Raw genomic sequence first — 25,414 nt, 5'->3', positions numbered from 1 at the left:
TACCCCCGAGTCATAACGCCGCGGCCGCCACCGGTTTTGCCCCGGTTACATGTCGCCCAAAAGTGCGCAGCGGTCTTGGGAGAACGACATGCGTCAAAGCAAAGACTTGAAGCACGTCGCCTGAACCGCACCAGCGCGACGCGCCGGTCCGTGGCATTCCACGCCCTCGATCAGAGTTTCCGCAGCGCCACTTCTTCGACCAGGTGGTTGGTGCCTTTGCGCAGGATGAGGTCGGCGCGCGCCCTGGTCGGCAGGATATTCTCGCGCAGGTTCTTCAGGTTGATGTTGCTCCACAGGCCCTCGGCGATGGCGCGGGCGGCATCCTCCGAGAGCTGTGAATAGCGGTGGAAGAAGGAGTCCGGATTGCGGAAGGCGGTTTCGCGCAGGCGCATGAAGCGCTGGATGTACCACTGGTGGATCAGCTTCTCGTCGGCGTCGATATAGATGGCGAAATCGAAGAAGTCGGACAGGAACGGCACGATCTTGCCGTCCTTCGGCAGCTTGCCCGGCTGCAAGACATTGATGCCTTCGAAGATCAATATGTCCGGTCTGTCGATGGTGACGAATTCGCCCGGAATGACGTCATAGGTCAGGTGCGAATAGACCGGCGCCCGGACGTCGCGTTGCGCCGACTTGATGCCGGACAGGAACCTCAACAGCGCGCCGACATCGTAGCTGTCCGGAAAGCCCTTGCGCTCCATCAGGTTGTCGCGGCGCAGGATCTCGTTGGGCAAAAGGAAGCCGTCGGTGGTGATGAGATCGACCTTAGGGCTCGACGGCCAGCGCGCCAGCAATTCCTTGAGCACGCGGGCCGTGGTCGATTTGCCGACCGCGACCGAGCCGGCGATGCCGATGATGAAGGGCGTCTTGACGACATCCTGCGCCTTGAAGAAGGCCTGCCGCTGCCTGAACAGCAGCTGGCTAGCCTCGACATGCGCCGAAAGCAGGCGGGAAAGCGACAAATAGATGCGCTTCACCTCTTCGAGGTCGACCGGGTCGTTGAGCGACCGCAGCCGGTCGATCTCGTCTTCGGTGAGCGTGAGCGGCGTGTCGGCGCGGAATTGCGACCATTGCTCGGCGGAGAAGAAACGAAAGGGGGAGTATTTCTCGGTCGGAGCAAGCTGGTCCATCGAGTCTCCTGCCCTCCTCGCCGTCAGCCCCTGGGCCGGGACGCCTTTTCGGCGATGCCCGAGCGGCTGGTGCGGCCTTCGAGCTCCTTCAGCACGTCGTCCAGCGGGATGCCCGCGATGCCGAGGACGACCAGCCAATGATATAGGAGATCGGCGCTTTCCGAAACGAGGGCCTGCCGGTCGCCGCGAATGGCGGCGATCACGGCTTCGATCGCCTCCTCGCCGAGCTTCTGCGCCGCCTTGTCCATGCCCTTGGCGAACAGCTTCGCCGTCCACGACTCAGGGTCGCCGGAATGGGCGCGCTGATGGATGATCGTTTCCAGCTCGGCGAGGGAAAATTGAGCCATGGCAGCGGTTTAAGTCCGATGGGCGGCCGAGTCCAGCCGCATCGGCAGGCCGGCCTTGGCCATATGCGCCTTGGCCTCGGCGATGGTGTAGGTGCCGAAATGGAAGATCGAGGCGGCAAGCACCGCGCCGGCATGACCGTCGCGAATGCCTTCGACCAAGTGATCGAGCGTGCCGACGCCGCCCGAAGCGATCACCGGCACGCGCACCGCGTCGGCGATGGCGCGGGTGAGCGCGATGTCGTAGCCGGCCTTGGTGCCGTCCCGGTCCATCGAGGTAAGCAGGATCTCGCCGGCGCCGCGATCGACCATCTTCTTGGCGAATTCGACCGCGTCGATGCCGGTCTTCTCGCGCCCGCCATGGGTGAAGATCTCCCAGCGATCGGCCTCGCCGGCCGCCGACACCTTCTTGGCGTCGATCGCCACGACGATGCACTGGTTGCCGAACTTGTCGGCGGCTTCCGCGACGAAGTCCGGGTTCTTCACCGCCGCCGTGTTGATCGACACCTTGTCGGCGCCGGCCAGAAGCAGCTTTCTGATGTCGGCCACCTGGCGCACGCCGCCGCCGACGGTCAGCGGCATGAAGCATTGCTCCGCCGTGCGGCCGACGACGTCGAAGATCGTCTCGCGATTGTCGGACGACGCGGTAATGTCGAGGAAGCAGAGCTCGTCGGCGCCCGCCGCGTCATAGGCCTTGGCGACCTCGACCGGATCGCCGGCATCGACCAGGTCGACGAAATTGACGCCCTTGACGACGCGGCCGTTCTTGACGTCGAGGCAGGGAATGACGCGGGCTTTCAGCATCAGCGGCCCTCCATGGTCGACAGCAGGTCGACCACCAGCTCGCCGACCAGCGGCGGCACGTCGCCCTTCGGGTCGAAGGCCGGATCGTAGGCGGAAATGGTGAGCCCTGCGATGCTGAGCGGGCCGGCCAGGCCGCACATCGCGATGCGCACCTGCTCCGGCACCGGCCCGCCGGGCGTTGTATAGCGATTGGCCTGCAGCTTTTCCGGGTCATGCACGTCGAGGTCGACATGCATATGGATGCGCTCGGCGCCCGTGGCTTTCAGCTTCGCTGCGGCGCCGACCCAGTCAGGACACTCGGTGCGGATGATCGGCAGCTTCTCCAAAAGCTCTTTCTCGGCCGGATCGAGGTCGCGCGCGTTGACCAGCACGCAACGGGCCGGATCGATTGGCTTGAACCCCGGAATCCGCGCCGCCATCCGCCGCCAGCACAGGCCAAGCACCGTCGCCAGCGCCATGCCGTCGAGAAAGCCGGAGGTGGAGGTGTCGGGTGTGTTGAGGTCGCCATGCTGGTCGGCCCAGATGATGGCGTCCGCGCCTTCGCCGGCCACCGCGCCGGCGCTGGTCAGGCAGTTGCCGGCCAGAACGATGGGAAACCGCCCCTTGTCCAGCGCGATGCGGACTTCGCCCGACACGGCGTTGCAGACGGCAAATCCGGTGCCGATCTCGCGCTCCTCTTCATCCTCGACCACCTTGCCGATGTCATGCAGTTCGACTTCGTGGCCGGCGAGCTTTAGAGCTTCGGCCAGCCCGCCGGAAATCAACGCGTCCGGGCCTTGGCCGCAGCCGTCGAGAAAATGCCCGCTGTCATAGGACGCCAGGATGATCGAGATGTTCACTATTCTGCCTCCGCCCCTTCGCCGCGCAGGATCGCCAGCGCTTCCGCCGGGTCGATGCGCCCGTCATAGAGCGCCCGGCCGGAGATCGCGCCTTCGAGCCTCCTGGCGTCGGGCATGGTCATGCGCACGATGTCGGCGATCGAGGCCAGCCCGCCGGACGCGATCACCGGGATCGACACCGCCTCGGCGAGATCGATGGTGGCGTCCCAGTTGATGCCGGAGAGTACGCCGTCGCGGTCGATATCGGTGTAGATGATGGCGGCGACGCCCGCGCCCTCGAACTTCTTCGCCAGCTCGATGACGCCGAGCTCCGAGGCTTCGGCCCAGCCTTCGACGGCGACCTTGCCGCCCTTGGCGTCGATGCCGACGGCTATCCTGCCGGGAAAGGCCTTGCAGGCTTGCTTCACCAGCTCGGGCTCGCGCACCGCGATCGTGCCCAGGATGACGCGCGTCAGGCCACGGTCCAGCCAGTCCTCGATCTGCGCCAGCGTGCGGATGCCGCCGCCGAGCTGCACCGGGTTTTTCGTCGCCTTGAGGATGGCGCCGACCGCGGCGGAATTGACGCTATGGCCCTTGAAGGCGCCGTTGAGGTCGACGACATGCAGCCACTCGAAGCCCTGCTCCTCGAAAGCCTTGGCCTGGGCCGCCGGGTCATCGTTGTAGATGGTGGCGGTCGCCATGTCGCCGTGTTTCAGGCGCACGCATTTGCCGTCCTTGAGGTCGATGGCGGGAAAGAGGATCACGGTCAGGCGCCCTCGACGATGACGAAATGGCCGGTCGACGCCGCCAGCCGGAACTTCAAGGCTTCCTGGTACTCCGGCGACTCGTAGCAGGCGAGCGCCGTTTCGTAGGATGAAAACTCCACCACCACATGGCGGTTCCCCGTTGGCCCCTCCGGATTCTTGTAGCGTCCTGCCCGGACCGGAAACTTGGCGCCATATTTGGCGAAGGCTTTTGCGTTGGCTTCGATGTAGTTCTTGTACGCGCCCGGGTCGCGCACATCGATCATGGCGATCCAATAGCCCTTCTTGCTCATGCCTAGGGCCTCCACTTCAGGAAATTGGTGATCAGCGCCAGGCCGAGCGCCTGGCTTTTCTCGGGGTGGAACTGCGTGCCGGCAAGGTTGTCGCGGGCAACCGCCGCCGTCACCGGGCCGCCATAGTCGGCCGTTGCCAGCACTTCGGCGGGGTTCCTCGCTTCCAGGTGGTAGGAATGGACGAAATAGGCATGTAGCCCTTTCGGGCCTGTCTCGATGCCCGAAAACAGCGGATGCTTGCGCGCAAGCTCGATCGTGTTCCAGCCGATCTGCGGAATCTTCAGCGCCGGATCCTTCGGCGTGATTTCCTTGACGTCGCCGGAAATCCAGCCGAGGCCCCTGGTGATTGTCTTTTCGAGGCCGCGTTCCGACATCAATTGCATGCCGACGCAGATGCCGAGGAAAGGCCGTCCTTTGCGAAGGGCCGCCTCTTCCACCGCTTCCCACATGCCGGCAACGGCATGCAGGCCCGCGGCGCAATCGGCATAGGCGCCGACGCCCGGCAGGACGATGCGGTCGGCGGCGCGGACGCGCTCGGCGTCGGCGGTGAGATCGATGGTGGCCGCGATGCCCGCCTCATGCGCGGCGCGCTCGAAAGCCTTGGTGGCCGAGCGCAGATTGCCCGACCCGTAATCGATGATCGCAACCCGCATGTCAGGGCCTTCCGGGCGTATGGGTCAGACCAAGCGCCATGCCCGTCTGCGCCGGGCGCGCCAGGCTCGTGTCGGGAACGATGCGCGGCATCGGCGTCTGCTCTTCAGTGCGCTCGTCGGCTTCCAGCGCGTGGCGGACCTCGGCATCATCACGCCTGCCGGCCTCGACCACCCCCCATTCCCGCCAGCCGCGGCGGCGCAGCGCCGATATCCGCAGCCCTTGACCTTCGAGCCCGATGTAGAGCGACGCCAATAGCGACAGGGCCGATCCGGCCCATTCGAGGCCGAGCTTTTCGCCGAGCACCGACAGGATCGCCATGACGGCGAAGGTGAGCAGAGCCTCGATCCACAGCCGGTGCCAGGCGAGCCAGACCGGCGAGAACAGGAAGCCGAGCCAGGTGAAGCTGTCGCGCACCAGGGTCGCATTCTCGGCCTTGTTGCCGCCTGTCGGCGGCTCCATCACGACATAGCTGGCCATAGGGTTATCCTTTCAGGGATCCCTTGGTGGACGGCACCGCATCGGGCTGGCGCGGGTCGGACTCCAACGCCGCGCGCAGCGCCCGGGCCACCGCCTTGAAGCAGGTCTCGGCGATATGGTGGTTGTTGGCGCCGTAATGGTTGGTCACATGCAGCGTGACGCCGGCATTCTGCGCCAGCGCCTGGAAGAACTCGCGCACCAGCTCGGTGTCGAACGTGCCGATCTTCGGCGATGAGAAGGAAACGTTCCAGACCAGGAACGGCCGGCCGGAAACATCGATCGCCGCCCGGGTCAGGGTCTCGTCCATGGCGAGCTCGATCGAGGCATAGCGCATGATGCCGCGCCGCTCGCCCAAAGCCTTGCTCAGCGCCTGGCCGATCGCGATGCCGGTATCCTCGACCGTGTGGTGGTCGTCGATGTGCAGATCGCCCTTGGCCTTGATCGTCATGTCGATCAGCGAATGGCGCGACAGCTGGTCGAGCATATGGTCGAAGAAGCCGACCCCCGTCGAAATGTCGGATTTGCCCTTGCCGTCAACATGGACCGACACGGAAATCTCGGTTTCCTTGGTCTTGCGGCTGATTTCTGCGGAACGGGGCGGCATCAGTCTGTCCTGTTTAGAGGCGCGGGCTTGAAAACGAGAGCCTTCTATCAGCATGATCCGACGATTGCCAGTTGCCATTCCGGGCGGAATCGGCCTTACCGGAGGCGGTTTGCAATCACCCGCCACATGCATACATATGGCGTCAAAAGTCACTCGTACCGCGCCAATCGCCTTTCGAAGGGATAGCGCGAATCGGAGCTGGAAATGTCGAATGAACTGACCATGCACGCCACAACCATCGTCAGCGTGCGCAAGGGCAACAAGGTTGTGATCGCTGGCGACGGCCAGGTCAGCCTTGGCCAGACCATCATGAAGGGCAACGCCCGCAAGGTGCGCCGCATCGGCAAGGACGGCAGCGTCATTGCCGGTTTTGCCGGCGCCACCGCCGACGCCTTCACCCTCCTTGAGCGCCTCGAGGCCAAGCTCGAACAATATCCGGACCAGCTGACGCGCGCCTGCGTCGAGCTCGCCAAGGACTGGCGCACCGACCGCTATTTGCGCCGCCTGGAAGCGATGATGCTGGTTGCCGACAAGTCGGTCTCGCTGGCGCTGACCGGCACCGGCGATGTGCTCGAGCCCGAACACGGCGTCATGGCCATCGGCTCCGGCGGTAATTACGCGCTGGCCGCTGCCCGCGCGCTGATGGACACCGACAAGGATGCCGAGGAGATCGCCCGCAAGGCGATGCAGATCGCGGCCGATATTTGCGTCTACACCAACAGCAGCTTCGTCGTCGAAACGCTCGATGCCTGAGGCAGCCGGCCATGATCCCAAAAAGTGGGACCCGGTTTTTGGAAAAGATCATGGTCGAACAGGAAGATAGCTACGATTTTCGGCCGGTCACCGAAAAGGACTTGCCGATGATCGCCCGCTGGCTTGCCGAGCCGCATATCGCCGAATGGTGGGACGATCCGCAAAAGGAGATCGCAGAGATCCGCGGGCATATCGATTCGGTCTCGGTGGAGCCGCTGATTGTCGAGCTGGGCGGCAGGCCGATCGCCTACCTGCAGAGCTACGATCCGCATCTCGAGGACGACCATCCTTACGCCGACCAGCCATTCGGCACGCTGGGCATCGATTTGTCGATCGGCCCGCCGGACCTGGTCGGCATCGGTCATGGCTCGGCCATCGTCCGCCAATTCGTCGAAGCGCTGTTCGAGGAAGGCGCGCCGCGCGTCATCATCGATCCGCATCCCGACAACGGCCGCGCCATCCGCGCCTATGAAAAGGCCGGTTTCATGCCGATCGGCCGCCGGCAATCGGAATATGGGGACGTCTTGCTGATGGCCGTCGATGCGGCCGAAAGCGACGAAGAAGAGGGGGACTGACCGCATGAACACGCTTGGCGAGGACAAGACGCTCTCGGCCTATGAAGACAGCTGGCGCATGGGGCTGCTGCTCGTGCTCGCCTTGCTCATTTTCCAGGCCGGCGCCCTCTACGGCATGGGCCATCCGCCGATCTGCACCTGCGGCTACGTCAAGCTCTGGCATGGCGTGGTGAACAGCTCGGAGAACTCCCAGCACATCGCCGACTGGTACACCTTTTCGCACATCATCCACGGCTTCCTGTTCTATGCGCTGGCCTGGGCGCTGTTCCCGCGCTCGCCGGTCGGGCTGAGGCTCGCCTTCGCTGTCCTCATCGAAGGCGGCTGGGAACTCCTGGAAAACAGCCCCTTCATCATCGACCGCTACCGCGCCGGCACTATCTCTCTCAACTATTACGGCGACAGCGTCATCAACTCGGTGTCCGACACGCTGTTCATGGTGCTGGGATTTGTGATGGCGCGAAAGCTCCCTATATGGGTGATCGTGGCCCTGGCGCTCATTTTCGAGTTCGGCACGGGCTACATCATCCGGGACAATCTGACGCTCAACGTGATCATGCTGCTGCATCCGTTCGAGTCCATCAAGCAGTGGCAAAGTGGAATTTGAGTATTATGAGCACTTTCTCCCCCCGCGAAATCGTTTCGGAACTCGACCGCTTCATCATCGGCCAGAAGGACGCCAAGCGCGCCGTGGCGATCGCCCTGCGCAACCGCTGGCGCCGCCAGCAGCTGGAAGGCCAGATGCGCGAAGAGGTGATGCCGAAGAACATCCTGATGATCGGCCCGACCGGCGTCGGCAAGACCGAGATCTCGCGCCGCCTGGCGCGGCTCGCCGGCGCGCCCTTCGTCAAGGTCGAGGCCACCAAATTCACCGAGGTCGGCTATGTCGGCCGCGACGTCGAGCAGATCGTGCGCGATCTCGTCGAGGTCGCCATCGGCCTGACGCGCGAAAAGATGCGCGAGGACGTCAAGGCCCGCGCCCAGGTCAATGCCGAGGAGCGCGTGCTTGAAGCCCTCGTCGGCAAGACGGCGAGCCCGGCCACCCGCGACTCTTTCCGCAAGAGGCTGCGCGACGGCGAGCTCGACGACAAGGAGATCGAGATCGAGGTGGCCGACACCGGCACCGGCGGCATGCCGGGCTTCGAGATTCCCGGCATGCCTGGCGCCAATATCGGCGTGCTCAACATCAACGACATGCTGTCGAAGGCGATGGGTGGCCGCAGGACCAAGGCCCGCAAGACCACGGTGCGCGATTCCTATGCGCTTCTGGTCAATGACGAGTCCGACAAGCTGCTCGATCAGGACGAGGTGGTACGCCGGGCGCTGGAATCGGCCGAGAACGACGGCATCGTCTTCATCGACGAGATCGACAAGATCGCCTCGCGCGAAGGCGGCATCGGCGCCGGCGTTTCACGTGAAGGCGTGCAGCGCGACCTGCTGCCGCTGGTCGAAGGCACGACGGTTGCGACCAAATACGGGCCGATCAAGACCGACCACATCCTGTTCATCGCCTCGGGCGCATTCCACGTCTCCAAGCCGTCGGACCTGCTGCCCGAGCTGCAGGGCCGCCTGCCGATCCGCGTCGAGTTGCGCGCGCTGGAGAAGCAGGACTTCGTCCGCATCCTCACCGAGACCGAGGCGAGCCTCATCAAGCAGTATATCGCGCTGATGAAGACCGAAGGTGTCGAGTTGACGTTCACCGACGACGCCATCGATTCGCTTGCCGGCATTGCCGTCGATCTCAACGCCAGCGTCGAGAATATCGGTGCCAGACGCCTGCAGACGGTGATGGAGCGAGTGCTGGACGAGATTTCCTACGACGCGCCGGACCGCCACGGCACGGCGGTCACCATCGATGCCGACTACGTGCAGAAGCATGTCGGCGATCTGTCGCGGAACACCGATCTGTCGCGGTTCATCCTTTGAGGGCAAAGCCGGCAATCCGGTGATGTGTGGCCAGATGGTACCATCTGGCCACCTTTTGTTCGGGCGAGGGGCTTGCTTGTCTCGACTCTCCCGCGCGCTTTACCTAGTTTGCCGCCCGACTTAAAGCGTGTCGCGTGAAAGAAGATTCACGCGACCTGCTTTAAGTATTTGATTTCAAGCATGTCTTTGTTCCGAAACCGGTCCCACTTTCGGGAGACATGCTTTAAAGGCGGCGGCGGATGAAGAAACGCATACTTCTTTTTGTTGGCCTGGCATTGGCCGCGGCGCTGGCAACGGCCGATGCCGCAACCATGGTGCCGCCAGGCAATCGCAACGGCGTGCAGCCGGATATCCCCGGCGCCTCCAGCCGGCGCACCCAGGCCACCAACACCACCTTCCAGGCCAAGTATCGCAAGGTCTACGCGCTGCTGCACAATGATGCCGAGCTTCGCGCCAAGATCAGGAAAGTGGCGGCCGCCTATGGCATCGATCCGATGCATATCGTCGGCGCCATCGTCGGCGAACACACCTATAATGTCGACGCCTACGACCGGCTGCAGACCTACTACGTCAAGGCGATGTCGTATCTGTCGAGCAAGCTGACCTTCGCCTATGACGGCGAGGACGTCAGCGATTTCGTCCAGCGGCCGGAATTCAGGAAATGCGCCGCCACGGACGACAGCTACGATCTTTGGGAATGCCGCGAGCAGGTGTGGAACCACTCCTTCCGCGGCAAGACCGTCGGCGGGACCAGCTTCCCCAACGACCGATTCGGCGCCACTTTCTTCCAGCCCTACTATGCCGGCCAGACATTTGGGCTCGGCCAGCTCAACCCGCTGACGGCGCTGCAGATGAGCGATCTCGTGCACAAGGTCTCCGGCCTGCCCGAGCTCGACGTCAACGATCCGAACGCGGTCTACAAGACCATCATGGATCCGGACCTCACGCTGCCTTACGTCGCGGCGACCATCAGGAAGTCGATCGATGCCTACCGGAGTATCGCCGGCTTCGACATCTCGCACAATCCGGGCCTGACCGCCACGCTCTACAATGTCGGCAATCCCGAGCAGCGCGCCTATGCGCTCAAGGCCGAGAACGAGAAGCGCCGCGCCGCCGGGGAACCGGAAAAGCTGCCCGAAGAGAACTATTACGGCTGGCTGGTCAACGACAAGCTCGACGAGCTGAAGGCGCTGTTCTAGCGGGCTGAGCCAGGTCGCTCAGTAGCCTTCCGATGCGAGAAACGCCTCGAACTTGCGCATTTCCTCGGCATCCGCCTCGACCATGTGGCGCGGCTCCGGATAGGCGCCGGACTGGATGTCTTCGGCATATTCGCGAAAGGCGGCGATGCGCTCGCTCTGCAGCCGATCGAATTCGGCCGCGAAGTCGCGGTAGCGCCTGGCATGGCGCGGATAATGGCCGCGATTGCTGCCGAGCACGTCTTCCGAGAACAGATATTGTGCATCGCACCCGGCACCGGCGCCCATCGAAATCATGATCAGCGGCGTGCGCCGTGAGATCGCGCCTGCGACGCTCGCCGGCACCACCTCGATCTCGGCTGCGAAGGCGCCGGCCGCTTCGAGATCCTTTACCTGCTTCCACACGAAGGCAGCGCTCTCGGCCGTCTTGCCGACCGCCTTGAAGCCGCCCGTCCAGGTCGCGTGCGCTGGGATGAGCCCGACATGACCGCAGACCGGAATGTGCTCGTCGCGCAGGCGGCGGATGGTCTGCAGGCTGGCCGAGCAGTACATGGCGTCGGCGCTCGCCGCGCGCAGCTTGACCGCCATGCGCAGGATCTCGTTTGTGGTAGCGCCCAGCTTGATGCGTTCGTCACCGGGAATGGCAAAGCAGGTGGGCGCCGCGTCGCGAAAGCGGGGATCGAACATGAGATCATAGGGGACGGAGATGATGTCGATGCCGGCGCGCTCGGCGGCCTCGGCCTCCTCCAGCGAGAAAACGCGAAGCTTCGAAAGCTGCCGCTTGCCTTTCAGCGCCTGCAGATCGGCGACGGTCGGTCTGTTGCGTGCCATCTTTGTCCCTCACCTTTGACTGGCTGATAGCGCGGCTCAGGCCGCCAGCAGCGACTTCAGCTTGACCGTTTGCGATCCGAGCGCGTCCGGCGCCGGCGTCGCCCGTTTCGCGATCAGCATCTCCGCCAGGCGGATGTCGCGCGCCACCGCATTGCCGGGGCCGATGCCGCTGGCCGCGACCAGCCGTCCGTCCTCGGCCAGATGGAACAGGATGAAGGCGCCGTCGTCGAGGTCGCGCCGCACGATCGAGCGGCCCTCATCGGAAAGCCCGGCGATCTGCAGCGTGAGCCCGTACTGATCCGACCAGAACCACGGCACGGCGGCATGCGCCTCGTTGGCGCCGAGCATGTTCGTCGCCGCAAGCGCGCCCTGCTCCTGCGCGTTGCGCCAGGCTTCCAGCCGTACGCGCCGGCCGCCATAGACGGCGAGCGGGAACGAGCAGCAGTCGCCGGCGGCGAAGATATCAGGGTCCTCGGTGCGCAGCGTGCCGTCGACGGCAATACCGTTGTCGATCGCCAGGCCCGCGTCGGCGGCGAGCGCCGTCACCGGCACGGCGCCGATGCCGATCACCGCGAGATCGGCGACGACTTCCTGCCCGCCGGCAAGCGTGATGCGAACCTCGGCGCCATCGTCGGCAATCGCGGTGATGCCCTGGCCGGTAAGCACGTTCACGCCTTCGGCTTCATGCGCCTTGTGGATGATTTCGGCGATCTCGGCCGGCACGCCGCGCATCAGGATGCGGGGCTGCGCTTCGATGACGGTGACCGTGGCGCCAAGCTTGCGCGCCGAAGCGGCAAGCTCGAGGCCGATGAAGCCCCCGCCGATGATGGCGACGCGGTTCTCAGGCTTGAGATGGGCGCGGATGGCGAGCGCGTCGTTGAAGGTCCTGAGATAAACGCAACGTCCGCCAAGACCCGGCATCGGCAGCTTGCGCGGCAAGGATCCGGTCGCGAGCAGCAGCTTGTCGTAAGAAAGGGAAGAGCTGTCGGAGAGGCTCACCGCATGCCCGGCGCGATCGATCGCAACGGCCCGGACGGAATGGATGTGGCGGATCGACCGTTCGGCCAGAAGCTCGTCGCTGGCGATCGCCTTGATAAGCGGCGCCTCGCCGGTCATCGCCTCTTTCGACAGCGGTGGCCGCTCATAAGGCAGATGCGGCTCGTCGCCCACCAGGGTCACCGGTCCTTCATAGCCGAGATCGCGCAGGGCAAGTGCTGCCCGCCCGCCGCATTCGCCGGCGCCGATGATCACCATTCCGCCCGTCATCGCCTTCACCCGACCTGAATGAGGACTTTGCCGGCGTCGACCTTGACAGGATAGGTCTTGAGGTTGACGCAGACCGGCGCGCCACGCGCGTCGCCGGTCTTGTAGTTGAAGCGGCCATTGTGCTTCGGGCATTCGATGGTGTCGTCCATCACCAGCCCGTCGGCCAGATGCACCTTCTCATGCGAGCACAGGCCGTCGGTCGCGAAATACTCGTCGTCCGGACTGCGGTAGATGGCATAAGTGCGGCCGGCGTGATCGAACCGCATCACGTCCTCTTCGTCGATGTCTCCGGCCGCGCAGGCCTCGACCCAATCGCTCATGTCGTCCTCCAGCGAAGATTTATTGCCAGCTTGCGTTTCGACCGGTCACTCGGCCGCGGCCGCCACCGGATTGTCGCTGTGCAGCTCTTCCCGATAGGGCTTTGCCGTCGGCGGCAGCTCGCGCTTGATGAAATAATCCTCGTTGCGCAGCTGGCGCAGGAAGGTCGGGATCATCTCGCGATAGCCGGCCAGGATCGACGGCGTCGGCGCCGGCAGGTCGTGCTTGATCATCTCGTGCAGCTTCGGCAACGCGTGATAAGGCACCATCGGGAACATGTGGTGCTCCACATGGTAGTTCATATTCCAGTAGATGAACCGGCTTATCGGATTTATCAGCACCGTGCGGCTGTTCAGGCGGTGGTCGATGACATTGTCGGCGAGACCGCCATGCTGCAGCAGGCCAGTCATGACGTGATGCCAGGCGCCGTAGAGACGGGGCAGGCCGACGAGCATCAGCGGCAGCCACGAATGCAGATAGAGCGCCAGCGCGATGGTCGCGACATAGATGGCGAGCCAGATGCGGGCGACGCGGATGGCCTTCGGCTGCTCCTGTTCCGGAATGAAGGTCTTTTCCGCGGCGCTGATGACGCCGGCGGCATTGCGCACCATGTCGACCATCGCGTGCCAGGCGTCGAGGACGCCGAAGAAATTCAGGACCACGCGCACAAGGTCCGGCGGCCGCATGACGGCGATCTCCGGATCGCGTCCGACGATGACGGTGTCGGTGTGGTGGCGCGTGTGGCTCCAGCGCCATGTCACCGGATTGCGCATGATCATGAAGCAGGCGAGCTGGTAGACGGCATCGTTCATCCACTGGGTGCGGAAGGCCGTGCCGTGGCCGCATTCATGCCAGCGAGAATCGGTCGAGGAGCCGTAGAGCGTGCCATAGACGAAGAAGAACGGCACGCACCACCAGCTGTCCCAGAACCAGGCGCTGCCCGCGCCGCTGAGGATCAGCGCGCCGAGCCAGATGATGGTGTCGCGGATCGCCGGCTGGTCGGAGCGCTGCATCAGCTCCTTCATTTGCTTGCGCGGGATATCGGTGTGATACCACTCGGCCGCCGAAAGCCCGTTCTCGATCGCGAGTTTGGCGTCACGGCCGGTCAGGCTGTAGTCGCGTCCGGACAATGCCGGAGACGTGATTGCCGTCATTGCGGGTTCCTCCATCAGCACTTGGCGAATGGCCCTCGGCGGTGCCGGGTTCGCGCATGGCTGGCTTCCACTTCACCATAGCGCTACATCATGATAGTCTCAACGTCACAAAGATAGTTTCTATCATTTCCTATCAGAATGAGCTATCCTGAGTCGGGCAGACGATGGAGCATTCATGGCAAAGCGGCCGACAATCACCGATCTCGCGCGCGTTTCCGGTTTCAGTGTCGCCACCGTCGACAGGGTGCTGAACAACCGCTTGCCGGTACGCGAGGAAACGGCGCGTCGGGTTTACGAGGCCGCGACCGATATCGGCTATCACGCCGCCGGCCTCATCAAGCAGCGCATGCGCCAGGAATTGCCGGAGTATCGCCTCGGTTTCCTGCTGCTGCGGGGCAATGATGTCTTCTACGGCGATTTCGCGCGGGAACTGGAAACGGCAGTTTCGCAGTCGCAGCGCTTCCGCGGCACCGCGACGATCGACTTCGCCGCTTCGCTGGCGCCCGACGAGATCGCCGCCCAGATGCGCAGGCTGGCGGCGAAATCCAGGGCCATCGCCGTCGTCGGCCCGGACCATCCGACGCTGACGGCGGTGGTGGAGGCGCTGAAGGCGAGGGGGCAGCCGGTCTTCTCGCTGCTGTCCGACTTCGCTGCCGGCATTCGCGAGGGCTATGTCGGTCTCGACAACCGCAAGGTCGGGCGCACCGCGGCCTGGATGATCGCCAAGGCGGCCAAGAAGCCCGGCAAGGTCGCGCTGTTCGTCGGCAGCCACCGCTTCCACGGCCATGAGCTGCGCGAGATCGGCTTCCGCTCCTATTTTCGCGAGCATGCGCCGGACTTCAGCGTGATGGAGACGCTGGTCAACCTGGAAGCCAACCAGGTGACGCATGATGCGATGCTCGATCTTCTGGCCCTGCATCCGGACCTTGCCGGCTGCTATGTCGCCGGCGGCGGCATGGAAGGCGCGGTCGCGGCGCTGCGGGCGGCAAAGCCGGCAAACATGCCGGTGGTCATCTGCAACGAGATCAACGCCGAGTCGCGCGCGGCACTTGCCGACAACATCCTCACCATGGTCATCTCGACGCCGCTCACGGCGCTTTGCCGCGAGCTTGTGGCGCTGATGGCGCATGCCATCGAGAGCGGCGCCGCCAATGCGCCTGGCCAGACTTTTCTCCCCTTCGACATCTATCTGCCGGAAAACATTTGAGCCGCCGCCGGCAGGAATGATGTGATCCATCAGACGGATGGAATTCTTTCGCGGCGGGAATTCGCCCAGGATTCCGTCGTGGAACGCTCGCGTGCCCGGCCACGGAGGGTGCCGCACGCCTGTCAGGATCGAAAAACCGGCATGTCCATTCCGAATCTCCCTTGACGGCCACAAGCGAAATGGAATAAATATTTCACCAACTGGGTGTTTTGGTTCTTTCGTTCCGGAACATCTGTTTCAAACAGAGGACCAGGCGTTCCATTCGCGCAGGGAAGACGCCGTCGGAATGGCCATAGGGAGAGATTCCCCGGGAAAATCGGGGATTCCGGTTCAATCGGTGCAGCCGGACACCAAGTGGAGGAGAAACTAAAATGAAGAAACTGCTTTTGGGCGTCGCGCTATCGGCGCTGATGAGTTCGTCCGCGTTCGCCGCCAAGATCGGCGTTTCGATGGCTCTTTTCGACGACAATTTCCTGACCGTGCTGCGCAACGGCATGATCGCACAGGCTAAGACCATGGATGGCGTCCAGCTGCAGGTCGAGGACGCTCAGAACGACGTCGCCAAGCAGCTCGACCAGATCAAGAACTTCGCCGCTTCGGGCGTCGACGCCATCATCGTCAACCCGGTCGACACCTCGGCCACCCAGGCGATGTCGGACGCGGCCGCCGCGGCCAAGATCCCGCTGGTCTATGTCAACCGCGAGCCGGTCAATGTCGACAAGCTGCCCGACAACCAGGCCTTCGTCGCCTCGAACGAAGCCGAATCCGGCACGCTCGAGACCAAGGAAGCCTGCCGCCTGTTCAAGGAAGCCGGCAAGAAGGAAGCCAATGTCTACGTGATCATGGGCGAGCTTTCGAACCAGGCCGCGGTGCAGCGCACCAAGGACATCGAGGAAGTGATCGCAACGCCGGACTGCAACTTCATCAAGATCATCGACAAGCAGACCTCGAACTGGAAGCGTGACGAGGCGCAGAACCTGATGACCAACTGGCTGTCGTCCGGCAAGCCGTTCGACGGCGTCATCGCCAACAACGACGAAAGCGCCATCGGCGCCATCCAGGCGATGAAGGCCGCCAACATCGACATGAAGTCGGTCGTGGTCGGCGGCGTCGACGCCACTCAGGACGCGCTGGCTGCAATGCAGGCGGGCGATCTCGATGTAAGTGTCTTCCAGGACGCTGCCGGCCAGGGCGCCGGTGCCCTCGACGCCGCGCTGAAGCTCGCCAAGGGCGAGAAGGTGGAACACAAGGTCTATATCCCGTTCCAGCTCGTCACCCCGGCGAATATCGACAAGTTCCTGAAGAAGAACTGAGGCCTGCAATACGGTAACGGAGCGGCGCATCAAAGCACAACACAGCGCCGCTCCCTATTTTCCCTCACCGCCCGAGCGGGCGGGAGGGCGAACGCGGCCGACGGAGGAAAAAGACGTGGCACAGACATCTCATGGCGTCGGCGGGCTGACCTACGACGCGAAGAAGCGCGCATGGCCGGCTGAGTTCAACGTTTTCCTGGCGCTGGTCATTCTCGTCGTCATCTTCGAATTGATCGGCCGGGTCTTTCTTGGCGACAGCTTCCTCTTCAACACCCGTGAAAATGTCAGTGGGATCTTCAACGAGGCCCGCCTGCAGATCATCATCCTGCAGGTGTCGATCGTCGGCATTATCGCCATCGGCGTGACGCAAGTCATCATCAGCGGTGGCATCGACCTGTCCTCGGGTTCGATCGTGGGTGCGACCGCGATGATCGCCATGAGCTTTGCCCAGGTAGCGACGGTCAATGGCAACCCCAACCCTAAGGCGATGTTCCTCGCGCAGGGCTGGACCGATCTGCCGGTGATCGTGCCGCTGCTGGTCGCCATCGCCTGCGGCCTCGTCGCCGGCCTAGTCAATGGTGCGCTGATCGCCTACACGCGCATCCCGCCCTTCATCGCCACGCTCGGCATGATGGTCACCGCGCGCGGCATCGCCAAATGGTGGTCGAAGGGCCAGCCGATATCGTTTCCGACCGACAGCTTCGCGGCAATAGGCAAGGGCCTGATGCCGGTCATCATCTTCATTTCCTTGGCGATCCTGTTCCAGCTCATCCTGAGCTACACGAGGTACGGCAAGCACTGCTACGCCATTGGCTCCAACGAGGACGCCGCGCGCATGTCCGGCATCAAGATCGCCAACCACAAGGTGCTGGTCTATGTCATCGCCGGCATCCTCGCCTCGATCGCCGCCGTGGTGCTCTCCTCCAAGAACCTTACCGCCCAGGCCGGCATGGGCGTGATGTACGAACTCGACGCCATCGCCATGGCTGTCATCGGCGGCGTCTCGCTCTCGGGCGGCCGCGGGTCTATCATCGGCACCGTGATCGGCTCGCTGATCTTCGGCGTCATCATCTCCGGCTTCACCTTCCTGCGCCTCGACGCCTACTACCAGGAGATGGTCAAGGGCGTCATCATCGTCGGCGCAGTCGTTCTCGATCAATGGCGCCAGCGCCGCCGGGCGATAGGAGCTTGACCATGTCCGACATCGTTCTGAAGACCGAAAACCTCACCAAGCACTATGGCGGCGTGCACGCGCTGCAGGAGGCGAATTTCGAGCTGCGCAAGGGCGAGCATGTCGCCATCATGGGCGACAACGGCGCCGGCAAGTCGACCTTCGTGCGCCAGATCACCGGCGTCGAGCAGCGCACCGACGGCAAGATCTGGTTCGACGGCAAGGAAGTGAACTTCGCCGGGCCGATCGAGGCGCGCGAGGCGGGCATCGAAACCGTGTTCCAGAACCTCGCTCTGGCCGACGACCTCGATGTGCCGTCGAACCTCTTCCTCGGCCGCGAGAAGGTGCTGTTCAACCTCGGCCCGTTCTCGATCCTCGACCGCAAGGCCATGCGCAAGGCGACCGAGGCAGCACTTGTCCGCACGGCGGTGAAGATCCCCAACTTGTCCAGTACCATCCGCCACATGTCCGGCGGCCAGCGCCAGTGCGTGGCGATCGCCAGGACCGCGACCTTCGCCTCCAAGCTCATCATCATGGACGAGCCGACGGCGGCGCTCGGCGTGCAGGAAACCGCGCAGGTCGAGAACATTATCCGCACGCTGAAGGAGAACGGCGAGCCGCTGATCCTGATCAGCCACAACATGCGCCAGGTGTTCGACCTGGTCGATCGCATCGTCGTCTTCAGGCGCGGCCGTATCGTCGCCAATTTGCTCAAGCAGGACACCGACGGCAACGACATCGTCGCCTACATCACCGGCGCCAAGACCGGGCAGGCGGAGCTCCAGGCCGCCTGACGGGCGTCACGACGGGACCAACCAAAATCGTCCGCGCCGGGAGGCGCGGACATGTCTTAGAACCACCCTCAAAGGACATTCCATGACTCTCCGCTTCGCTCTTCTCGGCGCCGGCCGTATCGGCAAGGTGCATGCCCGCGCCGTCGCCTCCAACCCGCAGGCCAAGCTGGTGGCCGTGGCCGATGCCTTCGAGAAAGCGGCGACGGAACTCGCCTCCGCCTACGGCGCCGAGGTGCGCACGATCGACGCCATCGAGCAGGCCAAGGACATCGACGCCGTCATCATCTGCACCCCGACCGACACCCATGCCGATCTCATCGAACGCTTCGCCAAGGCCGGCAAGGCGATCTTCTGCGAGAAGCCGATCGACCTCGACGTCAAGCGCGTCGAGCAGTGCCTGGCCGTGGTCGAGAAGGCCAATGCGACGCTGATGGTCGGCTTCAACCGCCGCTTCGATCCGCATTTCGCCGCCGTCCGCAAGGCGATCGACGACGGCGCCATCGGCGCGGTCGAGATGGTCACCATCACGTCCCGCGATCCCGGCGCCCCGCCGCTCGACTACATCGCCCGCTCCGGCGGCATCTTTCGCGACATGACCATCCACGACTTCGACATGGCTCGCTTCCTGCTCGGCGAGGAGCCGGTTGCTGTGAGCGCCCATGCCTCGGTGCTGGTCGACAAGAAGATCGGCGATGCCGGCGATTTCGACTCGGTCAGCGTTATCCTCGAAACCGCGTCCGGTAAGCAGGCCGTCATCTCCAACTCGCGCCGCGCCACCTATGGCTACGACCAGCGCATCGAGGTGCATGGCTCGAAAGGCATGGTCGCGGCCGAGAACCAGCGGCCGGTGTCGATCGAGCTCGCCAACGACAAGGGCTACACGCGCCCGCCGCTGCACGACTTCTTCATGACCCGCTACATCGACGCCTATGCCAACGAGATCGCGGCTTTCATCGCTGCTGCAACCGCGGGCAAGAAGGCGGCGCCGAGCGGCAAGGATGGTCTCGTTGCGCTGAAGCTTGCGGACGCCGCGCTCCAATCGGCCAAGACCGGCAAGACCGTTCGCGTCGATTGAACGTTTGAATTCGATTACAGGAGCAGAGCGATGAACGGTTTGGCCGGTCGCAATTCAGAAACGCGCGCCATCGTCACCGGCGGCGCGCAAGGCATCGGCTTCGCGGTCGCTGAAGCCTTGGCCGATGAGGGCTGCCGCGCGCTGGCGCTCGTCGGCCGCTCGCAGGAGAAGGGCGACAAGGCTGTCGCAGCGCTCAAGAAGAGCGGCGTCGACGCCATCTTCATCAGCGCCGACGTCGCCAAGGTCGCCGACTGCAAGCGCGCCGTCGCAACGGCACTCGCGCATTTCGGCACCTTGAACGCGCTGGTCAACGCCGCCGCCACCTCGGCGCGCGGCTCGCTGGTCGAAACCACCGAGGAGCTGTTCGACCAGATCTTCGACACCAACGTGCGCGGCCCGTTCTTCCTGATGCAGGGCCTGGTCGCGCATCTTCTGGAGCGCAAGGCGCCGGGCTCGATCGTCAACGTGCTGTCGATGTCGGCGCATTCCGGCCAGTCCTTCCTCACGCCCTATTCGACCAGCAAGGGCGCGCTGATGACGCTGACCAAGAATGTCGCCAGCTCTTATCGGCGAAACCGCATCCGCTGCAACGCCGTGCTGCCCGGCTGGATGGACACCGAAGGCGAGGCGATCGTGCAGAAGAAGTGGCACGACGCACCGGACGACTGGCTGGAAAAGGCCGAGGCCGCGCAGCCGATGGGCCAGCTGGTCAAGCCGGCCCAGCTTGCCCGGCTGATCACCTATATGCTGAGCCCGCAGGCCGGCGTCATGACCGGCTCGCTGGTCGACTACGACCAGAACATCGCTGGGGTCATCGGCGAGTAGTGACAAGAGCCTCGGCATCGACTATATGAGCCGCATGATCCACCTGACCGCCTCGTTTTGGTACTTTTATTACGACAGCTCGCTGGCGGCGGGAGGATTGCGCTCGATCTGAAGATTGCAGCATCTAAATCCGAAAAGCCGCCAGACCTGGCGGCTTTTTCGTTTCAGCCGGCAGGTCTCCTAACCAGGAGCAGAAAGCCGTGTTGACCACCACAGACGACCTTCGGGTCAAGGAACTCAAAGTCCTGAGCACGCCGGACGAGGTGATGCGCGAGATACCGCGCTCGCTGACGGCGACGCGCACCGTTGCCGCCTCGCGCAACGCCATCCATTCCATCCTGTCGGGGGCCGACGATCGACTGGTAGTCATCGTCGGCCCTTGTTCCATCCACGATCCGGTCGCCGCCGTGGACTACGCCAGCCGTCTGGCGGCGCTGCGCGAGGCCCTGGCCGACCGGCTCGAGATCGTCATGCGCGTCTATTTTGAAAAGCCGCGCACCACGGTCGGCTGGAAGGGCCTGATCAACGATCCTGACCTCGACGGCAGCTTCAACATCGACAAGGGCTTGCGCATGGCGCGCAACGTGCTCTCCGCCGTCAACAATCTCGGCCTGCCGGCGGCGACCGAGTTCCTCGACATGACGACGCCGCAATACATCGCCGACCTCGTCGCCTGGGGTGCGATCGGCGCGCGCACGACCGAAAGCCAGATCCACCGCGAGCTGGCGTCGGGCCTCTCCTGTCCGGTCGGCTTCAAGAACGGCACCGACGGCAATCTCAGGATCGCCGCCGAGGCGGTGAAGTCGGCCGCCCAGCCGCATCATTTCATGGCGGTGACCAAGGGCGGCCGCAGCGCCATTGCCGCGACCACCGGCAACGAGGACTGCCACGTTATCCTGCGCGGCGGCGTCGTGCCCAACTTCGATGCGGACAGTGTCGCGGCCGCCGCTGCGGAGCTCGCTCGCATCGGCGTCGCGCCGCGGCTGATGATCGATGTCAGCCACGCCAACAGCGGCAAGAAGCCTGAGAACCAGCTGAGGGTCGCGCATGATGTGGCGGGGCAGGTTGCGGCGGGCGACGAGCGCATTATCGGCGTCATGATCGAGAGCAATCTCGTTGCCGGCCGCCAGGACGTCGTCCCCGGCAAGCCGCTCACCTACGGCCAGAGCATCACCGACGGCTGCATCGACTGGGCGACCACCGAGACCGTGCTGCACGGCCTTGCCGGCGCAGTCGAGTGGCGCCGGTCGGTGAAGCGCGAAATGCTCGCCAGCCGTCAGGGCGCCGCCTGACAGCTATGGCTGGGGGCGGCGTTTACGCCGCCCTCAACCCCTCCCACGCGGTGAACACCGAGACCGCGAACAGCAGCAATCCGGCTGCCCTGCCGGCAAGGATGGTCGCTTGCGGATTGTCGATCAGCAGCGCCCGGCTGCGGCCGGCGGTGATGGCGAGCCCGCCATAGATTCCTGCCTGGGTGGCGACCGTCAGCAGTCCCATGACCGTCGCCTGCATCCAGATCGGACCGTAAGCCGGCTTCAGGAACTGCGGATAGACGGCCAGGATGAAGAGATAGGCCTTGGGATTGATCAGGCAGATGACCAGTCCTTGGCGAAAAGCCTTCCAGGCGGAGCGGCTGCCAGCGGGCCCGTCATGGCCGACGGTGATCGAGCTGCGCATCAGCGAAACGCCGATATAGGCCATGCAAGCGGCGCCGGCGATCAGCAGCGGCTTGAACAGGACCGGCACGAAATGCATCAGCAGCCCGACGCCGATCGCGCCGTTCAGCGTATGCACTGCGCCGCCCAGCATGATGCCGCCGGTCGCCGCAAGCCCTCTGTCGCGTCCGCCGGTCAGCGCATTGGCCAGCACGAACAGCATGTCCATGCCCGGAACGGCGATGATGCCGAACAGCAGGACGAAGAAAAGCCAAAGGTTTTCGGTGTAACTCATGTCAGTTGCCTGTCATCCTGTCGGTCAAACCGCCAAGGAATCTGTTGATTTTCAAGCGGGTAGGCGGCCCTATAGGTCATCCCAACTGACGAGGGTGTGTCAGTTGCGTTTCAGCCGGGTGAGGAAATGCGCAAGGCCTCGCGCCTGTTCGAGATCATCCAGATCCTGCGGCTGGCCAAAAAACCGGTGACCGCGGCGACGATCGCCGAGCGGCTGGAAGTGACGGTGCGCTCGGTCTATCGCGACATCGCGGCACTTCAGGCGATGCGCGTGCCGATCGAGGGCGGGCGCGGCATCGGCTATATCCTGCGCCCCGGTTTCGACCTGCCGCCGCTGATGTTTTCCATCGAGGAGATGGAGGCGATCGTGCTGTCGCTGGCGCTGCTCGAGCGCACCGGCGACGACGAGCTCAAGCAGGCGGCAAAACGCGTCGGCGCCAAGATCGCCGGCGCGGTGCCGCCGCCCTTGCGGCAGACGCTCGACGCCAACGCGCTCCATGCCTGGGGTTTTGCGGCACCCTCTGCCTCGGCGGTCGATCTCGCGTTGGTGCGGCGCGCCATCCGCGACGAGGAGAAGCTCGACCTTTCCTATCGCGACGAGGCTGGTCGGGCCACGCAGCGCATCATCCGCCCGGTGGCTCTGATCTATTACGCCGAGACCGCCAACATCGTCGCCTGGTGCGAGCTGCGCCAGGCCATCCGCAATTTCCGCAGCGACCGGATCGAGGATTGCCGACCGGCAGGCCTATGGTTCAAGGGCGAAGGTGACCGATTGCGGCAGCTTTGGGTAGAAGGCTGGGAGATCAACGCATCGACCGCCGGCACCTGACGACAGCCCGATTTACCTCACATCCACCCAGCGCTGTTCTTGGAATGAGCGCGCCATCGCATGCACGGTGCGTTCGATCTCCAGCCCTTCTTCGAAGTCGATGATTCGTGCCGGCTTGCCGGCGATCCGCATCAGCAATTCGCGGCATTCGATCATCTTGAGGTCGTTGAAGCCGAGGCCGTGGCCAGGCGCCGGCAAGAAGGAATCGTAGGGCTTGTGGTGCGGCGCCACCAGGATCGTGCGGTAGCCCTGCTCGGTCGGCCGGTCGGCGGTGAGGTAAAGCTGGAACTCGTTCATCCGCTCCTGGTCGTAGAGGATCGAGCCTTTCGAGCCAAAGATCTGGATGGCGATGCGGCCCTTGCGGCCCCAGGCCGAGCGGTTGACCAGCAGCGTGCCGGCGACGCCGTTTTCGAGATGCATCAGCACGCTGGCGATATCGTAGGTCTCAACCGCGCGGCGGCCGCCGCTCGCGACCTTGCGGTCGGCATAGGGTTTCGCCATGTCGCACATGACGCGGGCGACGCGGCCGAACAGCACCTTGATCAGCGACAGCGGATGCACGGCGAAATCGTCGAGCGCGCCATAGCCCGAAGACGCCTCATGCTTCCAGAAGAACAGCGCGTCGGGGTCGGCCATGAAATCCTCGTCCATCTCGATGCGCACGAGATTGACGTCGCCGATGATCTTTTCCTCGAGCAGCGCGCCGATATGGCGGATGGCCGGGTTCTGGATGTAGTTGTAGCCGAGCACGGCGGCCTTGCCGGACTTCTTGGCAGCCTTCGCCATGGCCTCGGCCTCGACAAAACTCGGCGCCATCGGCTTCTCGCACCATAGATGCTTGCCGGCTTCGAGGACGGCGATCGCCATTTCCGGATGGAACTGGTTGGGCGTGGTCAGCGAGACGACATCGACCTCCGGATCGTTGACGACGGCGCGCCAGTCGCCCGAGCCTCGAGCGAAGCCGAACTCGCCGGCCTTGCGCCTGGCCAACTCGTCATTGACCTCGCCGAGATGCACAAGCTTCGGCTTGTCCACATCGGGAAAGACGGTGCCGACCGCGTTCCAGGCGATGGCGTGGCACTTGCCCATGAAGCCCGTGCCGATGAGGCCCACTCCGACCATGTCGATTGTCTCCGCGCTAGAGCAATTCCAGGAAAAGTGCGAAGCGGTTTTCCGTCCGGAATTGCGTCGATAAACAGATAGAACGGTTCCGCGAAACGCGGAACCGTGATGGGAAGAGGTTCGTATGGACGAATTAATCCATTTCGCCTGAGAATGGAACGTCCAAATCATTTTTTATGGTGTTCTTGCGTGAACTCGCTATGATGAGGCAGGAGAGAGAACCTCAATATGGCCGTGGGCGGAGCGACGATGGACGAACGGGTGCCTCGCGATTTCGAGACGTTGCGCACGACGATCCTGGAGCGGCGCGCGAGCCTGCCCAAACGGATCGCCCAGATCGCCGCCTACGCGCTCGACAACCCCGACGACATCGCTTTCGGCACCGCTGCCAGCATCGCCGCCTCGGCCGGCGTCCAGCCCTCGACGCTGATCCGCTTTGCCCAGCAGCTCGGCTTCGACGGCTTCACCAGCCTGCAGCAGGTTTTTCGCGAGCGCCTGCGCGAGCGCAATTCCTCTTATGACGAGCGATTGGCGGCACTGCGCGCCAAGGCCGAGGAAGGGGGCGGCTACCGGGCGATCTTCGACGGCTTCGTCGCCGCCGCCAGCACCTCGCTGAGCGACATTTCGCGCGCCTTGAACGATGCGCATTTCGAGCAAGCGGTCACGCTTCTGGCCAAGGCCGAGACCATCTATGTGCTGGCCAAGCGCCGCTCCTACCCGGTCGCGTCCTACATCGCCTACGCGCTAGGCAAGCTCAAGATCCGCAACCAGCTGGTGGAATCGGCCGCGGGCTTGAATGCGGAGATGATCGGCTTTGCCACGCCGCGCGATGCCGTCATCGCCATCAGCTTCTCGCCTTACGCGCCCGCGACCATCGAGGAGACGCGCTCGATCGCCGAGCAAGGCGTGCCGATCGTCGCCATCACCGACAGTTCGTTCTCGCCGCTCGCCCAGTTCGCCAAGATCTGGTTCGAGGTCGCCGAGGCCGATTTCGGCGGCTTCCGCTCGATCTCGGCGACGATGGCGCTTGCCATGGCGTTGACCGTCGCCGTCGGCGAGAAGCGGCGTGACGCAAGCCGCAGGCGCAAGGCCTGAGCTGTCTCGCACCGGTGGTTTTTCCATCCGGGAACACTCATTCCATATTGACTATGGATTGGAATTATTATTTCATATTGACGGCACCACGCCGCTCGCGCGTGCTGCCCAAAACGTTGCTCTGCACAAC

29 protein-coding genes are annotated in these 25,414 nt (G+C 64.0%); 14 read left to right on the top strand and 15 right to left on the bottom strand.

The annotated features are described in order from the left end of the window. Positions 1–170: 170 nt before the first annotated feature. The 9 genes from coaA to hisB are packed head-to-tail and all read right to left on the bottom strand — an operon-like array spanning position 171 to position 5,888. Positions 171–1,130 carry a type I pantothenate kinase gene (coaA, locus tag AU465_RS24765; protein ID WP_192254160.1) on the bottom strand — a complete coding sequence of 320 codons (960 nt, stop codon included), beginning with the start codon at positions 1,128–1,130 and terminating at the stop codon, positions 171–173. 23 nt (positions 1,131–1,153) lie between these two features. Further along, positions 1,154–1,477, bottom strand: a complete 324-nt coding sequence (locus AU465_RS24760; protein ID WP_192254158.1) for a phosphoribosyl-ATP diphosphatase — start codon at positions 1,475–1,477, stop codon at positions 1,154–1,156. A 9-nt stretch (positions 1,478–1,486) separates the two neighbouring features. Beyond that, a complete protein-coding gene (hisF, locus tag AU465_RS24755) occupies positions 1,487–2,281 on the bottom strand; it encodes an imidazole glycerol phosphate synthase subunit HisF (protein WP_192254162.1) in 795 nt (264 codons plus the stop codon). Further along, positions 2,278–3,117 carry an arginase family protein gene (locus tag AU465_RS24750; RefSeq protein ID WP_192254156.1) on the bottom strand — a complete coding sequence of 280 codons (840 nt, stop codon included), beginning with the start codon at positions 3,115–3,117 and terminating at the stop codon, positions 2,278–2,280. The genes hisF and AU465_RS24750 overlap by 4 nt, the downstream gene beginning before the upstream one ends. Beyond that, positions 3,117–3,860, bottom strand: coding sequence for a 1-(5-phosphoribosyl)-5-[(5-phosphoribosylamino)methylideneamino]imidazole-4-carboxamide isomerase (gene hisA / locus AU465_RS24745; protein WP_192254154.1), 744 nt, complete (start codon positions 3,858–3,860; stop codon positions 3,117–3,119). The genes AU465_RS24750 and hisA overlap by 1 nt, the downstream gene beginning before the upstream one ends. Positions 3,861–3,862: 2 nt before the next feature. Next, positions 3,863–4,153: a DUF1330 domain-containing protein gene (locus AU465_RS24740; RefSeq protein WP_192254152.1), complete on the bottom strand. Its 291-nt coding sequence runs from the start codon at positions 4,151–4,153 to the stop codon at positions 3,863–3,865. A 2-nt stretch (positions 4,154–4,155) separates the two neighbouring features. Then, a complete protein-coding gene (hisH, locus tag AU465_RS24735; protein ID WP_192254150.1) occupies positions 4,156–4,806 on the bottom strand; it encodes an imidazole glycerol phosphate synthase subunit HisH in 651 nt (216 codons plus the stop codon). Position 4,807: 1 nt separating this feature from the next. After that, positions 4,808–5,284: a DUF2628 domain-containing protein gene (locus AU465_RS24730; protein ID WP_192254148.1), complete on the bottom strand. Its 477-nt coding sequence runs from the start codon at positions 5,282–5,284 to the stop codon at positions 4,808–4,810. Positions 5,285–5,288: 4 nt separating this feature from the next. Continuing rightward, entirely contained in the window at positions 5,289–5,888 is a 600-nt protein-coding gene (gene hisB, locus AU465_RS24725) for an imidazoleglycerol-phosphate dehydratase HisB (RefSeq protein WP_192254146.1), read from the bottom strand. Positions 5,889–6,092: 204 nt separating this feature from the next. Between hisB and hslV the strand changes: the two genes are divergently transcribed. The 5 genes from hslV (at position 6,093) to AU465_RS24700 (ending at position 10,338) form a co-directional block, all read left to right on the top strand. Continuing rightward, positions 6,093–6,641, top strand: coding sequence for an ATP-dependent protease subunit HslV (gene hslV, locus AU465_RS24720; RefSeq protein WP_192254144.1), 549 nt, complete (start codon positions 6,093–6,095; stop codon positions 6,639–6,641). A gap of 50 nt (positions 6,642–6,691) precedes the next feature. Beyond that, positions 6,692–7,216 carry a GNAT family N-acetyltransferase gene (locus AU465_RS24715; RefSeq protein ID WP_192254142.1) on the top strand — a complete coding sequence of 175 codons (525 nt, stop codon included), beginning with the start codon at positions 6,692–6,694 and terminating at the stop codon, positions 7,214–7,216. A gap of 4 nt (positions 7,217–7,220) precedes the next feature. Beyond that, on the top strand, positions 7,221–7,820 hold the full coding sequence (locus AU465_RS24710; protein ID WP_192254140.1) for a DUF2585 domain-containing protein: 600 nt from the start codon (positions 7,221–7,223) through the stop codon (positions 7,818–7,820). Positions 7,821–7,825: 5 nt separating this feature from the next. Continuing rightward, entirely contained in the window at positions 7,826–9,139 is a 1,314-nt protein-coding gene (gene hslU, locus AU465_RS24705) for an ATP-dependent protease ATPase subunit HslU (RefSeq protein WP_192254138.1), read from the top strand. A 239-nt stretch (positions 9,140–9,378) separates the two neighbouring features. Then, the gene (locus tag AU465_RS24700; RefSeq protein WP_192254136.1) at positions 9,379–10,338 is read left to right on the top strand and encodes a DUF1402 family protein; all 960 of its coding nucleotides are present in this window, start codon (positions 9,379–9,381) and stop codon (positions 10,336–10,338) included. Between the two features lie 18 nt (positions 10,339–10,356). Here AU465_RS24700 and AU465_RS24695 read toward each other — a convergent pair whose 3' ends face one another. The 4 genes from AU465_RS24695 to AU465_RS24680 are packed head-to-tail and all read right to left on the bottom strand — an operon-like array spanning position 10,357 to position 13,904. Further along, positions 10,357–11,166 (bottom strand): 3-methyl-2-oxobutanoate hydroxymethyltransferase, encoded by an 810-nt coding sequence (locus tag AU465_RS24695; RefSeq protein ID WP_192254134.1) that lies wholly within the window; start codon positions 11,164–11,166, stop codon positions 10,357–10,359. A 36-nt stretch (positions 11,167–11,202) separates the two neighbouring features. After that, complete coding sequence (locus AU465_RS24690) at positions 11,203–12,432, bottom strand: NAD(P)/FAD-dependent oxidoreductase (protein ID WP_192254132.1); 1,230 nt, start codon at positions 12,430–12,432, stop codon at positions 11,203–11,205. A 5-nt stretch (positions 12,433–12,437) separates the two neighbouring features. Beyond that, complete coding sequence (locus AU465_RS24685) at positions 12,438–12,752, bottom strand: MocE family 2Fe-2S type ferredoxin (RefSeq protein WP_192254130.1); 315 nt, start codon at positions 12,750–12,752, stop codon at positions 12,438–12,440. Positions 12,753–12,797: 45 nt separating this feature from the next. Then, positions 12,798–13,904, bottom strand: coding sequence for a fatty acid desaturase family protein (locus AU465_RS24680; RefSeq protein WP_192254128.1), 1,107 nt, complete (start codon positions 13,902–13,904; stop codon positions 12,798–12,800). Positions 13,905–14,079: 175 nt separating this feature from the next. On the opposite strand from AU465_RS24680, the gene AU465_RS24675 reads away from it, so the two are divergent. From AU465_RS24675 to AU465_RS24645, 7 genes are all read left to right on the top strand, one after another. Beyond that, positions 14,080–15,111, top strand: a complete 1,032-nt coding sequence (locus tag AU465_RS24675; protein ID WP_192254127.1) for a LacI family DNA-binding transcriptional regulator — start codon at positions 14,080–14,082, stop codon at positions 15,109–15,111. A 371-nt stretch (positions 15,112–15,482) separates the two neighbouring features. Next, the gene (locus AU465_RS24670; protein WP_192254125.1) at positions 15,483–16,424 is read left to right on the top strand and encodes a sugar ABC transporter substrate-binding protein; all 942 of its coding nucleotides are present in this window, start codon (positions 15,483–15,485) and stop codon (positions 16,422–16,424) included. A gap of 115 nt (positions 16,425–16,539) precedes the next feature. Then, entirely contained in the window at positions 16,540–17,616 is a 1,077-nt protein-coding gene (locus tag AU465_RS24665) for an ABC transporter permease (protein WP_192254123.1), read from the top strand. A 2-nt stretch (positions 17,617–17,618) separates the two neighbouring features. Then, complete coding sequence (locus AU465_RS24660; protein ID WP_192254121.1) at positions 17,619–18,389, top strand: ATP-binding cassette domain-containing protein; 771 nt, start codon at positions 17,619–17,621, stop codon at positions 18,387–18,389. A gap of 82 nt (positions 18,390–18,471) precedes the next feature. Then, the gene (gene iolG, locus AU465_RS24655; protein ID WP_192254119.1) at positions 18,472–19,464 is read left to right on the top strand and encodes an inositol 2-dehydrogenase; all 993 of its coding nucleotides are present in this window, start codon (positions 18,472–18,474) and stop codon (positions 19,462–19,464) included. Positions 19,465–19,494: 30 nt separating this feature from the next. Further along, positions 19,495–20,289: an SDR family oxidoreductase gene (locus AU465_RS24650; protein WP_192254117.1), complete on the top strand. Its 795-nt coding sequence runs from the start codon at positions 19,495–19,497 to the stop codon at positions 20,287–20,289. 200 nt (positions 20,290–20,489) lie between these two features. Further along, on the top strand, positions 20,490–21,581 hold the full coding sequence (locus AU465_RS24645) for a 3-deoxy-7-phosphoheptulonate synthase (protein ID WP_192254115.1): 1,092 nt from the start codon (positions 20,490–20,492) through the stop codon (positions 21,579–21,581). Between the two features lie 22 nt (positions 21,582–21,603). Here the strand turns inward: AU465_RS24645 and AU465_RS24640 are convergent, their stop codons facing one another. Beyond that, entirely contained in the window at positions 21,604–22,239 is a 636-nt protein-coding gene (locus AU465_RS24640) for a LysE family translocator (protein WP_192254113.1), read from the bottom strand. A gap of 126 nt (positions 22,240–22,365) precedes the next feature. Between AU465_RS24640 and AU465_RS24635 the strand changes: the two genes are divergently transcribed. Then, positions 22,366–23,067: a helix-turn-helix transcriptional regulator gene (locus AU465_RS24635; RefSeq protein ID WP_192254111.1), complete on the top strand. Its 702-nt coding sequence runs from the start codon at positions 22,366–22,368 to the stop codon at positions 23,065–23,067. 12 nt (positions 23,068–23,079) lie between these two features. Here AU465_RS24635 and AU465_RS24630 read toward each other — a convergent pair whose 3' ends face one another. Continuing rightward, positions 23,080–24,189, bottom strand: coding sequence for a Gfo/Idh/MocA family protein (locus tag AU465_RS24630; RefSeq protein WP_192254109.1), 1,110 nt, complete (start codon positions 24,187–24,189; stop codon positions 23,080–23,082). 249 nt (positions 24,190–24,438) lie between these two features. Between AU465_RS24630 and AU465_RS24625 the strand changes: the two genes are divergently transcribed. Then, entirely contained in the window at positions 24,439–25,284 is an 846-nt protein-coding gene (locus AU465_RS24625; protein WP_192254107.1) for a MurR/RpiR family transcriptional regulator, read from the top strand. The last annotated feature ends 130 nt before the right edge of the window (positions 25,285–25,414 follow it).

The organism is Mesorhizobium silamurunense, from assembly GCF_014843905.1.
Lineage (GTDB): Bacteria > Pseudomonadota > Alphaproteobacteria > Rhizobiales > Rhizobiaceae > Mesorhizobium > Mesorhizobium silamurunense.
The sequence above is the reverse complement of the archived record's forward strand: the minus strand, read 5'-3'. Positions and strand labels throughout refer to the sequence as shown.

Excerpts from the sequence above, each read along its gene's own strand:
- AU465_RS24630 (WP_192254109.1), bottom strand. The coding sequence starts at position 24,189 with ATGGTCGGAGTGGGCCTCATCGGCACGGGCTTCATGGGCAAGTGCCAC.
- AU465_RS24680 (WP_192254128.1), bottom strand. The coding sequence starts at position 13,904 with ATGACGGCAATCACGTCTCCGGCATTGTCCGGACGCGACTACAGCCTG.
- AU465_RS24695 (WP_192254134.1), bottom strand. The coding sequence starts at position 11,166 with ATGGCACGCAACAGACCGACCGTCGCCGATCTGCAGGCGCTGAAAGGC.
- hisB (WP_192254146.1), bottom strand. The coding sequence starts at position 5,888 with ATGCCGCCCCGTTCCGCAGAAATCAGCCGCAAGACCAAGGAAACCGAG.
- AU465_RS24700 (WP_192254136.1), top strand. The coding sequence starts at position 9,379 with ATGAAGAAACGCATACTTCTTTTTGTTGGCCTGGCATTGGCCGCGGCG.
- AU465_RS24635 (WP_192254111.1), top strand. The coding sequence starts at position 22,366 with ATGCGCAAGGCCTCGCGCCTGTTCGAGATCATCCAGATCCTGCGGCTG.
- AU465_RS24715 (WP_192254142.1), top strand. The coding sequence starts at position 6,692 with ATGGTCGAACAGGAAGATAGCTACGATTTTCGGCCGGTCACCGAAAAG.
- AU465_RS24730 (WP_192254148.1), bottom strand. The coding sequence starts at position 5,284 with ATGGCCAGCTATGTCGTGATGGAGCCGCCGACAGGCGGCAACAAGGCC.
- AU465_RS24650 (WP_192254117.1), top strand. The coding sequence starts at position 19,495 with ATGAACGGTTTGGCCGGTCGCAATTCAGAAACGCGCGCCATCGTCACC.
- AU465_RS24625 (WP_192254107.1), top strand. The coding sequence starts at position 24,439 with ATGGACGAACGGGTGCCTCGCGATTTCGAGACGTTGCGCACGACGATC.
- iolG (WP_192254119.1), top strand. The coding sequence starts at position 18,472 with ATGACTCTCCGCTTCGCTCTTCTCGGCGCCGGCCGTATCGGCAAGGTG.
- hslU (WP_192254138.1), top strand. The coding sequence starts at position 7,826 with ATGAGCACTTTCTCCCCCCGCGAAATCGTTTCGGAACTCGACCGCTTC.
- AU465_RS24690 (WP_192254132.1), bottom strand. The coding sequence starts at position 12,432 with ATGACGGGCGGAATGGTGATCATCGGCGCCGGCGAATGCGGCGGGCGG.
- AU465_RS24660 (WP_192254121.1), top strand. The coding sequence starts at position 17,619 with ATGTCCGACATCGTTCTGAAGACCGAAAACCTCACCAAGCACTATGGC.
- AU465_RS24760 (WP_192254158.1), bottom strand. The coding sequence starts at position 1,477 with ATGGCTCAATTTTCCCTCGCCGAGCTGGAAACGATCATCCATCAGCGC.
- AU465_RS24710 (WP_192254140.1), top strand. The coding sequence starts at position 7,221 with ATGAACACGCTTGGCGAGGACAAGACGCTCTCGGCCTATGAAGACAGC.
- AU465_RS24740 (WP_192254152.1), bottom strand. The coding sequence starts at position 4,153 with ATGAGCAAGAAGGGCTATTGGATCGCCATGATCGATGTGCGCGACCCG.
- hisH (WP_192254150.1), bottom strand. The coding sequence starts at position 4,806 with ATGCGGGTTGCGATCATCGATTACGGGTCGGGCAATCTGCGCTCGGCC.
- AU465_RS24675 (WP_192254127.1), top strand. The coding sequence starts at position 14,080 with ATGGCAAAGCGGCCGACAATCACCGATCTCGCGCGCGTTTCCGGTTTC.
- AU465_RS24640 (WP_192254113.1), bottom strand. The coding sequence starts at position 22,239 with ATGAGTTACACCGAAAACCTTTGGCTTTTCTTCGTCCTGCTGTTCGGC.
- coaA (WP_192254160.1), bottom strand. The coding sequence starts at position 1,130 with ATGGACCAGCTTGCTCCGACCGAGAAATACTCCCCCTTTCGTTTCTTC.
- AU465_RS24685 (WP_192254130.1), bottom strand. The coding sequence starts at position 12,752 with ATGAGCGATTGGGTCGAGGCCTGCGCGGCCGGAGACATCGACGAAGAG.
- hslV (WP_192254144.1), top strand. The coding sequence starts at position 6,093 with ATGTCGAATGAACTGACCATGCACGCCACAACCATCGTCAGCGTGCGC.
- AU465_RS24670 (WP_192254125.1), top strand. The coding sequence starts at position 15,483 with ATGAAGAAACTGCTTTTGGGCGTCGCGCTATCGGCGCTGATGAGTTCG.